Below are 13168 nucleotides of genomic sequence, written 5' to 3'. Positions count from 1 at the left end.
CCGTCCCGGCCGGTCATGGGCGTCGCACCGGCCCGAAGTGCCGCTGGAGGCCCCGCCACACGTCGTCGTACGCGCGCTGCAGATGCTCCGCCCCGGCGGCCTGCGCGGTGGCCGTGACCGGCCAGCGCGTCTCGAACATGAAGGCCAGACCGTCGTCGACCTTCTGCGGCCGCAGCTCGGCGGCGCTCGCCCGGTCGAACGTCTCCCGGTCGGGACCGTGCGCCGACATCATGTTGTGCAACGACCCGCCCCCCGGCACGAAACCCTCCGCCTTCGCGTCGTACGCGCCCTCGATGAGCCCCATGTACTCGCTCATCACGTTCCGGTGGAAGTACGGCGGCCGGAACGTGTCCTCGCCCACCAGCCAGCGCGGCGCGAAGACGACGAAGTCGACGCCGGCAAGGCCCGGGGTGTCCGACGGCGAGGTCAGCACCGTGAAGATCGACGGGTCCGGGTGGTCGTAGCTGATGGTGCCGATCACATTGAACGCGCGCAGATCATAGGCGTACGGCACATGGTTGCCGTGCCAGGCGACGACATCCAGCGGGGAGTGGTCGTAGGTCGCCGACCAGAGGTTGCCGCAGAACTTGTTCACCACCTCCACCGGCCCCTCGACATCCTCGTACGCGGCGACAGGCGCCCGGAAGTCGCGGGCGTTCGCGAGACCGTTGGCGCCGATCGGGCCGAGGTCGGGGAGCTGGAAGGGCGCCCCGTAGTTCTCGCACACATAGCCCCGGGCCGTCGGGCCCGGGCCGTCGTCGGACGCGGCTTCCAGCAGCTCCACACGGAAGCGCACCCCACGAGGGATCAGCGCCACATGTCCCGGCTCCACATGCAGCAGCCCGAACTCGGTGCGCAGCAGCAGCCCGCCGCGCTCCGGCACGATCAGCAGCTCGCCGTCGGCGTCGCTGAACACCCGCTCCATCGAGGCGTTGGCGTGGTAGAGGTGCACGGCCATGCCGGTGCGCTGTGTCGCGTCGCCGTTGCCGCCGAGCGTCCACAGGCCCGCCAGGAAGTCGGTGCCCGGGGAGGGCTCGGGCAGCGGGTTCCAGCGCAGCCGGTTCGGGTCGGGCACCGTCTCCGTGAAGGGCGCGGTGCGGACGGCGCCGTTGTCGGTGCGGGTGAAGGCCGGGTGCGCGGCCGACGGGTGGATCCGGTACAGCCACGACCGGCGGTTGTGCGCCCTCGGCTCGGTGAACGCCGTACCGCTCAGCTGCTCCGCGTAGAGCCCGAGCGGGGCCCGCTGCGGAGAGTTGCGGCCGTGCGGCAGGGCGCCCGGCACCGCCTCCGAACTGTGCTCGTTGCCGAACCCGGTGAGATACGTCAGCGCCTCGACGGTCTTCCGCCGTGACTCGGCGGTGATCCGCCCGTCCCCGCTCATGATCGCTCCCTCGTTCCTGATTCCTATGCATCACCGTAGGATTCGCGAAATCCGTGCGCAAGAGGGAGATGCCCGTGCCCACGGAGGCGACCGCGGGATCGCGCCAAGACCACTGGAGTACCGAGAACCAGACTTCAGGGGGATCCGACTGTCAGAGCGGTGCTCTAATCTCCCCGGCATGTCGTGGACGCGCGTATTCCTCACCGCGCTCGCGGCCTGTGTCCTGTTCGGCGCTCTGCTCGTCGGAGCGACGGGCTGCGGGTCCGACGAAGCGCGCGAGAACGACGGCGTGAAGCCGTCGCCGGTGGGCAAGGTGCTGGAGGACACGGACGAGGAAGGGCGGCACTACCGTGAGATCGACAAGAAGGACGCACCGTGGGTCGCGATCGAGATACAGCCCGACGCCGACAGCGACGGCTGGGACGTACGCCTGACCGTCCACGACTTCCGCTTCTCGCCGGCCGGTACGGGGAAGGCGGCCGAACCCGGCCGCGGGCACGCCCTCCTCCGCCTCGACGGCCGCCCCCTGTCCTTCCTCCGCGGCCCGGACCACCACATCGCGAGCGGCCTCGTGCCGCGCGGCACCCACCAGGTGAGCGTGCGCCTGCACGCCGACGACGACACGGTGTGGGCCGTGGACGGCGAGCCCGTCGGCAGCACGGCGGACATCACCGTGTCCGATCCCGGACCGACGGGCACGGAGTCCGCCACGGCGTCGGCGACGAATGGCCAGGGCACGCACAAATGAGTGGCATCAGCACCGAAATTCGTACCGAAGGGCAAGGTTCACCGGACCCCGGCGGAAAGGCATCATGAAGCCCGTGCCCCCTGCGACCTCGCTGCGCCGCGCGCCCGTTCAACGCCGTAGCGCCGAAAGACTCACCCGAATCCTCGACGCCTGCGCCGATCTCCTCGACGAGGTCGGCTACGACGCCCTCAGCACCCGCGCGGTCGCCCTGCGCGCCGGCGTCCCCATAGGCTCCGTCTACCGCTTCTTCGGCAACAAGCGCGCCATGGCCGACGCGCTGGCCCAGCGCAACCTCGACGTCTTCACCGAGCGCGTCACACTCCGCCTCCGGGAGGCCGCCGGTACGGGTGGCTGGCGCGCGGCCATGGACGCGGTCCTCGACGAGTACCTCGCGATGAAACGCACCGCGCCCGGCTTCTCCCTAGTCGACTTCGGCAACCAGATACCCGTCGGCACCCGCGACGCCGAACCCAACACCCGCGTCGCCGACCGTCTCACCGACCTGCTCTCCTCCGTCCTGAACCGCGAACCCGACGAGGACCTGCGCCGCACCTTCCTCATCGCCGTCGAGGCCGCCGACACCCTCGTCCAACTCGCCTTCCGCCTCGCCCCCTCCGGCGACGAACGGGTCATAGAGGAGACCCGGGAACTGCTGCGGGCGTATCTGGCACGGTCGCTCGACTGACGGAGAGGCCGGGCGGGGGGCGTTCGCCCGGCCGCCGCACGCCCCCCGCCCGGCCCCGCCTCGCCCCACCCGCCCCGCTCCACCCGGCGCGGACGCCCGAACGGCGCGCGAATTTCCGACGTGACCCCCGCACCCCCTCCCCACCGTCCATACCGGTCGGTATGCTCGGCCGGGTCAGTGCGTCGCCGTTGCCGCCACCCCCTCCGGGAGGACCCGTGTCCACCACCGCCGACTCCCGAACAGCTCTGCGCATCTGTCCCCTCTGCGAGGCGACCTGCGGGCTCACGCTCACCATCGAGGGGACCCGGGTGACGAGCGCGCGCGGAGACCGCGACGACGTGTTCAGCCAGGGGTTCATCTGCCCGAAGGGCGCCTCGTTCGGAGCGGCCGACGGCGACCCCGACCGGCTGCGGACGCCGCTGGTGCGCAAGGACGGCGAACTGCGCGAGGCCACCTGGGAAGAGGCCTTCGACGCCGTCGCGGCCGGTCTGCGGCCGGTCGTCGAGCGGTACGGGCCACACGCAGTCGGAGCCGTCCTCGGCAACCCGAACGTGCACACCATGGCCGGCGCCCTCTACCCGACCGTGCTGCTCGGAGGCCTCGGCACCCACAGCCTCTTCACCGCGTCCACCCTCGACCAGATGCCCAAGCACGTCTCCAGCGGACTGCTCTACGGCGACGCCAACGCGATCCCCGTGCCCGACCTCGACCGCACCGACCACCTGCTGCTGATCGGCGCCAACCCCCTCGAATCCAACGGCAGCCTGTGCACCGCCCCCGACTTCCCCGGCAAGCTCAAGGCCCTCAAGGCGCGCGGCGGCACCCTGACCGTCATCGACCCGCGCCGCACCCGCACCGCCAAGCTGGCCGACCGGCACGTGGCCATCCGCCCCGGCACCGACGCGCTGCTGCTCGCCGCCATGGCGTACGTCCTCTTCGAGGAGCGGCTCACCGACCTCGGGGAACTCACCGAGCTGGTGCAGGGGACCGACGAACTGCGCGAGGCGGTAAGGGACTTCACTCCGGAAGCCGCCGCCGAGGCCTGCGACGTCGACGCCGACACCATCCGCGCGCTCGCCCGCGAACTGGCCGCCGCGCCCACCGCCGCCGTATACGGCCGCATCGGAAGCTGCACCGTCCCGCACGGCACCCTGGCCAGCTGGTTGGTCGACATCCTGAACATCCTCACCGGCAACCTCGACCGGCCCGGCGGTGCCCTCTTCCCGCAGGCCGCCACCGACCGGACACCCCGGCCCGCCGGACCCGGCCACGGCTTCGCGCTCGGCCGCTGGCACAGCCGCGTGAGCCGCCACCCCGAGGCCAAGGGTGAACTGCCGATGGCCGCGCTCGCCGAGGAGATCGACACCGCGACCGCCGAGGGCGAGCCCATCCGCGCCCTCGTCGTCATCGCCGCCAACCCTGTCCTGTCCGCGCCCGACGGCGACCGCCTCGACAAGGCCCTCGGCTCGCTCGACTTCATGGTCAGCGTCGACCCCTACCTCAACGAGACCTCCCGGCACGCCCACGTCGTGCTGCCCCCGCCCCCGCCCTCGCAGAGCCCGCACCACGACTTCGCCTTCAACACCCTCGCCGTACGCAACCAGGTCCGCTACACCCGCGCCGCCGTCCCCCTGGAGCCCGGCCGCATGGCCGAGACGGAGATCCTGGCCCGGCTCGTCCTCGCCGCCACCGGCATGCACGGCGCCGACCCCTCCGCCGTCGACGACCTGGTCATCGGCCAGACCCTCGGCAAGGCCGTCAAGGAGGCCCACTCCCCGGCGCACGGCCGCGACCCGCGCGAGCTCGCCGCACAGCTCACCGGCGAGAGTGGCCCCGAGCGACGCCTTGACATGATGCTGCGCCTGGGCCCGTACGGCGACGGATTCGGCGTACGCCCCGAAGGGCTGACCCTGGAGAAGCTGCTCGACCAGCCCCACGGCATCGACCTCGGACCGCTCCAGCCGCGCCTCCCGCAGCCCCTCAAGACCCGCAGCGGACTCGTGGAGCTGCTTCCACAGCCGCTCGCCGATGATCTCCCGCGCCTGCGCGACGCACTGCGTCGGCGCCCGGAGGGGCTCGTCCTCGTCGGCCGACGGCACCTGCGCTCCAACAACAGCTGGATGCACAACATCCCCGCCCTCACCGGTGGCACCAACCGCTGCACCCTGCACATCCACCCCGACGACGCCGACCGCCTCGGTGTCACCGACGGGGCGCCGGTGCGGGTGAAGGGCGCCGGGGGAGAGGTCGTCGCCCCCGCCGAGGTCACCGACGCCGTACGACGCGGGGTCGTGAGCCTGCCGCACGGCTGGGGACACGACCGTCCCGGCACCCGGACGACCCACGCCGCCGAGGACCCCGGCGTCAACGTCAACCAGCTCCTCGACGGCAGCCTGCTCGACCCGCTGTCCGGCACGGCCGTACTCAATGGCGTACCCATTGATATCGCGCCAACAGGCACAACGCCCTGACCTGGAGTTTTGCGCTTATTGCTCGCGTGTCAACATCTTGTTAAGCCTTGTGTGGCCGCCCTAACGTCACTCGAACCGCTGTCCCTGGTGGAAGTTCAAGGGCGAACGTTAGGTATCCACTCATGCTGACCATCCTCGGCTTCACCATGATCGCGACCTTCCTGGTCCTGATCATGATGAAGAAGATGTCGCCGATCGCGGCGCTCGTACTGATCCCGGCACTCTTCTGCGTGTTCGTCGGAAAGGGTGCGCATCTCGGCGACTACGTCATCGAAGGGGTGGGCACCCTCGCGCCCACCGCCGCGATGCTCATGTTCGCCATCGTGTACTTCGGCGTCATGATCGACGTCGGCCTCTTCGACCCGATCGTCCGAGGCATCCTCAAGTTCTGCAAGGCCGACCCGCTGCGCATCGTCGTCGGCACGGCCCTGCTCGCCGCGATCGTCTCCCTCGACGGCGACGGCTCGACGACCTTCATGATCACGGTCTCGGCGATGTACCCGCTGTACAAGCGCCTCAAGATGAGCCTCGTCGTGATGACCGGCGTCGCCGCCACCGCCAACGGCGTCATGAACACGCTGCCCTGGGGCGGCCCGACCGCCCGCGCCGCCACCGCGCTCAAGCTCGACGCCGGCGACATCTTCGTCCCGATGATCCCGGCGCTCGCCGTCGGCCTCGTCGCCGTGATCGCCCTCTCGTACGTCCTCGGCCTCCGCGAGCGCAAGCGCCTCGGCGTGCTGAGCCTCACCGACGTGCTGACGGACGAGAAGCAGCTGGTCGAGGAGCCCGAGACCGAGACGGTGCTGGTCGGCGCTGGTGCCCCCGCCTCCGGCGGCCCGGGCGACGGCAAGGTGCGCATGACCAAGACCACCGGCGGCGCGGGCTCCGGCACCGACGCCTCCGACGACGGTGACGACGATGGCGAGGAGGACGACGTCCGCCTCCAGGGCCTCGACCCGAACCGTCCGACGCTGCGCCCCAAGCTGTACTGGTTCAACGCACTGCTCACGGCGACGCTCCTGACCGCCATGATCATGGAACTGCTGCCGATCCCGGTCCTGTTCGTGCTCGCCGCAGCGCTCGCCCTCACGGTCAACTTCCCGCACATCCCCGACCAGAAGGCCCGCCTCGCCGCCCACGCCGACAACGTCCTCAACGTCTCCGGCATGGTCTTCGCCGCCGCCGTCTTCACCGGCGTCCTCCAGGGCACCGGCATGGTCGACTCCATGGCGAAATGGCTCGTCGACGGCATCCCCGACGGCATGGGCCCGCACATGGCCCTCGTCACCGGCGTCCTCAGCCTCCCGCTCACCTACTTCATGTCGAACGACGGCTTCTACTTCGGTGTCCTGCCGGTCCTCGCCGAGGCGGGCGCGGCCCACGGCGTCTCCCCGCTGGAGATCGCCCGTGCCTCGCTCGTCGGCCAGCCGCTGCACATGTCGAGCCCGCTCGTCCCGGCCGTCTACGTCCTGGTCGGCATGGCCAAGGTCGAGTTCGGCGACCACACCAAGTTCGTCGTCAAGTGGGCCGCCCTCACTTCCCTCGTGGTACTCGGCGCCGGGATCCTGTTCGGCATCATCTGAGCGTCGGCGCCCGGGAGCCCGGCCCCGGCCGGGCTCACCCCGTTCGTCCGATCCGTCCGTTCGTCCGATCCATCCATCCGTCCATCCGTCCAACGGAGGGTGTCACTGTGAGGCCCGGTGGGAACCGTGGCTGGCTGCTCCGCCTCGTCATCGCCTTCAGCTTCGCGCAGGGGGCGGTGTCGATGGCACGGCCCGCCGTCTCCTACCGGGCCCTCGCGCTGGGCGCCGACGAGCGCGCGATCGGTGTCATCGCCGGCGTCTACGCATTGCTGCCCCTGTTCGCCGCCGTACCGCTCGGCCGCAGGACCGACCACGGCCGGTGCGCCCCGCTGCTCCCGGTCGGCGTCGTCCTCATAGCCGGAGGCTGCGCCCTCAGCGGTACGGCGAACTCCCTTGCCGCGATGGCGGCCTGGAGCGGGGTGATGGGCCTCGGTCACCTCTCCTTCGTGATCGGTGCCCAGTCGATCGTGGCCCGCCAGTCCGCACCGCAGGACCAGGACCGCAACTTCGGCCACTTCACCATCGGCGCCTCGCTCGGCCAGCTCGTCGGACCGATCGCCGCGGGCGCCCTGATCGGCGGCCCCGACATGGCGGGCACCAGCGCCCTCGCCCTGCTGGTAGCGGGCGCCGTCGCCGCGGTCTCGTTCGTATCGCTGTGGCGCATAGAGCACCGCGACCGGCCCCAGTCCCGTACCGGACGCGCCGATCGCGTCCCCGTGCACCGCATACTGCGCACCCGGGGTGTACCCGCCGGCATCTTCATCAGCCTCGCCGTGCTGTCCGCGACGGACATCCTCACCGCGTATCTGCCGGTGGTCGGCGAGCACCGCGGTATCGCGCCCTCCGTGATCGGCCTGCTGCTCAGCCTGCGCGCGGCGGCGACCATAGCCTGCCGCCTGGTCATGACTCCCATGCTGCGGCTCCTCGGCAGGGCCGCGCTGCTCAGCACGACCTGTCTGCTGGGTGCCCTCCTGTGCGCCGGGATCGCGCTTCCCGTACCGGTCTGGGGCCTCGCCGTGATCCTCGCCCTGCTCGGCTTCTGCCTGGGCGTCGGCCAGCCCCTGTCCATGACCACCGTCGTCCAGGCCGCCCCCGACGACGCCCGCTCCACCGCCCTCGCCCTGCGCCTGACCGGCAACCGGCTCGGTCAGGTCGCCGCGCCCGCCGCCGCGGGCCTGGTCGCCGGAGTCGCCGGCGTCGCCGCGCCGTTCGTCATGCTCGGAGCCCTGCTGCTGATCGCCTCGGGGCTCGGACTGCGACAGGGGCGTACGGGCGCCGCCGGTCCTGAGCCGGCGGAACGTAGGGGACGTACGCCATCCGCACCGGAGCCCGAGAGACACTGAACAGACCTCTTTCGCACCGGAGTTGGCCCGAACGCCCCTGTTTCCCGAGAGGGTCCTCCACACGGCCCGTCCGATTCCGCCGCAAGTCTTCCCCGGGATGTGTGCGGTCCGTTAGCTTCCGTGACTCATAGGTCTCGTACGACCCGCGAGACCTCCGATCGCGGAGCAACAGCGCCCTGTGAATCCCCGGGGGTCACGTCCCATGTCACGCGCCATCTCCCTTCGACAGGTCAGCAAGTCCCATACGCGCGGTGTCTCTGTGGTGGAGAGGTTGTCGCTCGACGTCGCACCCGGCGAGTTCCTGGTGCTGCTCGGGCCGTCCGGCTGCGGCAAGTCGACCGTCCTGAGGATGATCGCCGGTCTCACGGACCCCACCGAGGGACAGGTGCGGCTCGACGGCGTCTACGCCAACCATCTGGAGCCCGCCGACCGGGACATGGCGATGATCTTCCAGAACTTCGCGCTCTATCCGACCATGAACGGCCGCGACAACATCGGCTTTCCGCTGCGCATCGAGACGCCCGGCGAGGACCCGCGCTCGCGCGTCGACGCCACGGCCCGGATGCTCGGCATCGAGGACCTCCTCGACCGCTTTCCCAACGAGCTGTCCGGAGGCGAACGCCAGCGCGTCGCGATGGGCCGGGCCATCGCGCGGCACCCCTCCGCGTTCCTGATGGACGAGCCGCTCGCCAACCTGGACGCCAAGCTCCGCAACCGGCTGCGCGCCGAAATCGCCCGCCTCACCAGGGGGTTGGGCGTCACCACGGTGTACGTCACCCACGACCAGGCCGAGGCGATGTCCCTCGGCGACCGGGTCGCCGTCCTGCGCGGCGGTGTCCTCCAGCAGGTCGGCACCCCGCGCACGGTCTACGCGCTGCCCGAGAACGTATTCGTCGCCGCCTTCATCGGCACCCCGCGCATCAGCCTCCTGCGAGGCATCGTCCTCGCCCCGCTCGACGGCGCCATGTCGATCGGCCTCGGCCGCCAGGCCCTCGTCCTGCCCGAACCCCTGTGCCTGGACCACCGGTTGCTCCGCGTGCACCAGGGCCACGAGGTCATCGTGGGCCTGCGCTCCGAGGCCGTACGCATCGCCAAGCCGGCGGAGGCCAGGCCCGGCGAGGTGGCGATCAGCGGACTCGTCGAGCACGTGGAGTTCCAGGGACACGAGGTCCTCGTCCACTTCAACACCGGCTCGCAGCCCGCTGTCGTACCCGACCTGGAGGCACCGCGCCCCATGCCCCGGCCGCCGCGCCGCCGCCGTCCCGTGGGCGGTGTCCTCGGCCGCCTGAGGGACCGGGCGGGCGCGTTGCGGGCCGGACCCGTCGTGGTCCTGGAGGACCCCGGGGACACCGGACCCGACCGGACCGAACCGCCGCCCCCCGAAGGCCGGTTGCCGGGAGACCTCATCGTCCGTACGACACCCGACCACGACCTCCACCACGGCATGCAGGTCCCTCTCCTCGTGGACCTCGCCCATCTGTTCGTCTTCGACCACGAAGGCGTACGGATCTCCCCGGCCCCGGCGCGCCTGCCCGACCTGGAGGACTGAGGCCCACTAGGTATGCGTTCATGATCATGAACACCGTGCGTACCCGCCTCGCCGTCGCGACGGCCTCCGCCCTCCTCTTCGCCGGCGCCCCGGCGGCGTACGCCACACTCACCGACACCGGGACCGGGCCGGCCGCCGCAACGGCCGCAACGGCCCCGGCGGCTCTGACGGCTCCGACGGTCAGGGGCGCTGCGTACGTCGAGACCCGCCTCTTCTTCGGCACCGAGCGCCCCGACGGAGGCCCGGCCGTCACCGACGGGCAGTTCATGGACTTCGTCGACCGGCAGGTCACCCCCGCCTTCCCGGACGGGCTCACCGTGCAGGACGGACGAGGGCAGTGGCGCGACAGGAACGGCGTCATCGAGCGCGAGCGGTCGTACGAGCTGATCCTGCTGTATCCCGTGGGGCGGGCGAAGGCGGCCGACCCCGGGATCGAGCGGATCCGGGACGCGTACGAGAAGGAGTTCGGCCAGGAGGCCGTGGCCCGGCTGGACGAACCGACGCGCGCGGACTTCTGAGGTCGTACGGCCCTGTGCCCCCGTAGTGGCCTGGTGATTCTCGCAGCGGTTCGTGTGTTCCTCCCGGCGGGCCCGGTGCTCGTCCTGAGACCCCTGGTGCCCAAAAACTAACACCGCTAGTTTGGGGTCTCGGACGACGGCTAGGTTGGGCGGCGGAGACGACGCCCCTCCCGGGAGGAACGCATGAAGGCACACGACGGCATGTACATCGACGGCGAGTGGCGCCCGGCCGCCGGGACGGACGCGATCGCCGTCGTGAACCCGGCCGACGAGCAGGTCATCGCCCACGTCCCGGCCGGCACCGCCGACGACGTGGACGCCGCCGTACGAGCCGCGCGCGGGGCCCTGCCGGCCTGGGCCGCCACGCCGCCCGCCGAGCGTGCCGCGCGGATCGCCGCACTCCGGGACGTCCTCGTCGCCCGCAAGGAGGAGATCGCCGAGACGGTGACCGCCGAACTCGGCTCACCCCTGAAACTCTCGCAGGCCGTGCACGTCGGAGCGCCCATCGCGGTCGCCGGTTCGTACGCCGAGCTGGCCGCCTCGTACGCCTTCGAGGAGAAGGTGGGGAACTCGACCGTCCATCTGGAGCCGGTCGGTGTGGTCGGCGCGATCACCCCCTGGAACTACCCGCTGCACCAGGTCGTCGCCAAGGTCGCCCCGGCCCTCGCGGCCGGCTGCACGGTCGTGCTGAAGCCCGCCGAGGACACCCCGCTGACCGCCCAGCTCTTCGCGGAGGCGGTCCACGAAGCGGGCCTTCCGGCCGGGGTCTTCAACCTCGTCACCGGCCTCGGCCCGGTCGCGGGCCAGGCGCTCGCCGGGCACGAGGGCGTGGACCTGGTCTCCTTCACCGGCTCGACGGCCGTCGGCAGGCAGATCGGCGCGACCGCGGGCGCGGCAGTCAAGCGCGTGGCCCTGGAACTCGGCGGCAAGTCCGCCAACGTCATCCTGCCGAGCGCCGACCTCGCCAGGGCGGTCAACGTCGGCGTGGCCAACGTGATGTCCAACTCCGGCCAGACGTGCAGCGCCTGGACCCGCATGCTGGTCCACGACTCGCAGTACGACGAGGCGGTCGCGCTGGCGGTGGAGGCGGCCGCGAAGTACGGCGAACGCATGGGACCCGTCGTCAACGCCAAGCAGTGGCAGCGCGTGCGGAGTTACATCGAGAAGGGCGTCGCGGAGGGGGCGAGGCTGGTGGCCGGCGGCCCCGAAGCCCCTCGCGACCAGGGCTACTTCGTCAGCCCGACCGTCTTCGCGGACGTGACCCCCGAGATGACGATCGCCCAGGAGGAGATCTTCGGCCCGGTCCTCTCGATCCTCCGCTACGAGGACGAGGCCGACGCGCTGCGGATCGCCAACGGCACGGTGTACGGGCTGGCGGGCGCCGTATGGGCCGGCGAGGTGACCGAGGCCGTGGCCTTCGCGCGGCAACTCGACACCGGGCAGGTGGACATCAACGGCGGACGCTTCAACCCTCTTGCTCCCTTCGGCGGTTACAAGCAGTCGGGGGTCGGCCGGGAGCTGGGCTCGCACGGTCTGTCCGAGTACCTCCAGACCAAGTCCCTGCAGTTCTAGTTCCAGGAGGGGTGTACGACATGGCCAGTGCGACGCACACGGTTCGCGCCGCGGTCCTGCCCGCCATCGGTTCTCCCTTGGAGATCACCGAGATCGAGCTGCCGGAGGTGCCGGGGCCCGGGCAGGTCAGGGTCCGGCTGGCCGCGGCCGGGGTCTGCCACTCCGACCTCTCCCTGTCCGACGGCACCATGCGGGTGCCGGTGCCCGCGGTGCTCGGCCACGAGGGGGCGGGGACCGTCGTCTCCGTCGGACCCGGGGTCACGCACGTCGCGCCCGGCGACGGGGTGGTCCTCAACTGGGCTCCCTCCTGCGGCAGTTGCCACGCCTGCTCGCTGGGCGAGGTGTGGCTGTGCGCCAACGCGCTGGTGGGCGCGGGGGAGGTGTACGCGCGGCGCTCCTCCGACGGGGCCGAGCTGTATCCCGGGCTGAACGTCGCCGCGTTCGCCGAGGAGACGGTCGTGTCGGGCGCGTGCGTGCTCCCCGCGCCGGCCGGGATTCCGCTGACGGACGCGGCGCTGCTCGGCTGCGCCGTGCTCACCGGGTACGGGGCCGTCCACTACTCGGCGCGGGTACGGACCGGGGAGACCGTGGCCGTGTTCGGGGTGGGCGGGGTCGGTCTCGCGGCGATCCAGGCCGCGCGGATCGCGGGTGCCTCGACGATCGTGGCGGTGGATGTGTCGCCGGAGAAGGAGTCGCTGGCGCGGGCGGCCGGGGCGACGGAGTACGTCGTCGCGTCCGACACCACCGCGCGGGAGATCCGGGGGCTCACGGGCAAGCAGGGGGTCGATGTGGCGGTGGAGTGTGTGGGGCGGGCGGTCACGATCCGGGCGGCCTGGGAATCGACCCGCCGGGGCGGCCGTACGACGGTCGTCGGCATCGGTGGCAAGGACCAGCAGGTCACCTTCAACGCCCTCGAACTCTTCCACTGGGGTCGCACCCTCTCCGGCTGCGTCTACGGCAACTCGGATCCGGCCCGTGACCTGCCGCTCCTTGCCGGCCACGTCCGTGGGGGACGCTTGGACCTGAGCGCCCTGGTAACCGAACGGATCGCCTTGGAAGGCATCCCGTCGGCCTTCGAGAACATGCTGGCGGGGAAGGGGGGCCGGGCGGTGGTGGTGTTCTAGCCGTCCGCAGACCTTTCTTCGCCCCCGCCGCCCCTACCCATTCCCGTCCTTCTGGGGCTCCGCCCCAGGCCCCGTGGGGTTTGTTGTCGGGTGCGGGTAGGTGGGGGCTTGTCGCGCAGTTCCCCGCGCCCCTAAAGACCAAAGACCTTAGGGGCGCGGGGAACTGCGCAATCTTTTGGGGGTTCGGGGGCGGA

At 71.4% G+C, this 13168-nt stretch carries 10 protein-coding genes; 9 read left to right on the top strand and 1 reads right to left on the bottom strand.

The window, feature by feature from the left end:
• Positions 1 to 13 precede the first annotated feature (13 nt).
• The gene (gene hmgA / locus ACIBEI_RS38845) at positions 14 to 1381 is read right to left on the bottom strand and encodes a homogentisate 1,2-dioxygenase (protein ID WP_398895273.1); all 1368 of its coding nucleotides are present in this window, start codon (positions 1379 to 1381) and stop codon (positions 14 to 16) included.
• A gap of 178 nt (positions 1382 to 1559) precedes the next feature.
• Here hmgA and ACIBEI_RS38840 point away from each other — a divergent pair, with 178 nt between their 5' ends.
• The 9 genes from ACIBEI_RS38840 (at position 1560) to ACIBEI_RS38800 (ending at position 12974) form a co-directional block, all read left to right on the top strand.
• Positions 1560 to 2129 (top strand): hypothetical protein, encoded by a 570-nt coding sequence (locus tag ACIBEI_RS38840; RefSeq protein ID WP_398895271.1) that lies wholly within the window; start codon positions 1560 to 1562, stop codon positions 2127 to 2129.
• 64 nt (positions 2130 to 2193) lie between these two features.
• On the top strand, positions 2194 to 2814 hold the full coding sequence (locus ACIBEI_RS38835) for a TetR family transcriptional regulator (RefSeq protein WP_398895269.1): 621 nt from the start codon (positions 2194 to 2196) through the stop codon (positions 2812 to 2814).
• 215 nt (positions 2815 to 3029) lie between these two features.
• Complete coding sequence (locus tag ACIBEI_RS38830) at positions 3030 to 5285, top strand: molybdopterin oxidoreductase family protein (RefSeq protein ID WP_398895267.1); 2256 nt, start codon at positions 3030 to 3032, stop codon at positions 5283 to 5285.
• A 122-nt stretch (positions 5286 to 5407) separates the two neighbouring features.
• On the top strand, positions 5408 to 6868 hold the full coding sequence (locus ACIBEI_RS38825) for a CitMHS family transporter (protein WP_398895265.1): 1461 nt from the start codon (positions 5408 to 5410) through the stop codon (positions 6866 to 6868).
• A 107-nt stretch (positions 6869 to 6975) separates the two neighbouring features.
• Positions 6976 to 8211: an MFS transporter gene (locus tag ACIBEI_RS38820; RefSeq protein ID WP_398895263.1), complete on the top strand. Its 1236-nt coding sequence runs from the start codon at positions 6976 to 6978 to the stop codon at positions 8209 to 8211.
• Positions 8212 to 8413: 202 nt separating this feature from the next.
• Positions 8414 to 9760: an ABC transporter ATP-binding protein gene (locus ACIBEI_RS38815; protein WP_398895262.1), complete on the top strand. Its 1347-nt coding sequence runs from the start codon at positions 8414 to 8416 to the stop codon at positions 9758 to 9760.
• A gap of 20 nt (positions 9761 to 9780) precedes the next feature.
• Positions 9781 to 10278 carry a DUF3574 domain-containing protein gene (locus tag ACIBEI_RS38810; RefSeq protein WP_398895261.1) on the top strand — a complete coding sequence of 166 codons (498 nt, stop codon included), beginning with the start codon at positions 9781 to 9783 and terminating at the stop codon, positions 10276 to 10278.
• A 183-nt stretch (positions 10279 to 10461) separates the two neighbouring features.
• Positions 10462 to 11850 carry an aldehyde dehydrogenase family protein gene (locus tag ACIBEI_RS38805; RefSeq protein ID WP_398895259.1) on the top strand — a complete coding sequence of 463 codons (1389 nt, stop codon included), beginning with the start codon at positions 10462 to 10464 and terminating at the stop codon, positions 11848 to 11850.
• 20 nt (positions 11851 to 11870) lie between these two features.
• On the top strand, positions 11871 to 12974 hold the full coding sequence (locus ACIBEI_RS38800) for a Zn-dependent alcohol dehydrogenase (protein ID WP_398895257.1): 1104 nt from the start codon (positions 11871 to 11873) through the stop codon (positions 12972 to 12974).
• Positions 12975 to 13168 lie beyond the last annotated feature (194 nt).

The sequence above is a fragment of the Streptomyces sp. NPDC050988 genome (assembly GCF_044456225.1).
GTDB lineage: Bacteria > Actinomycetota > Actinomycetes > Streptomycetales > Streptomycetaceae > Streptomyces.
The sequence above is the reverse complement of the archived record's forward strand: the minus strand, read 5'-3'. Positions and strand labels throughout refer to the sequence as shown.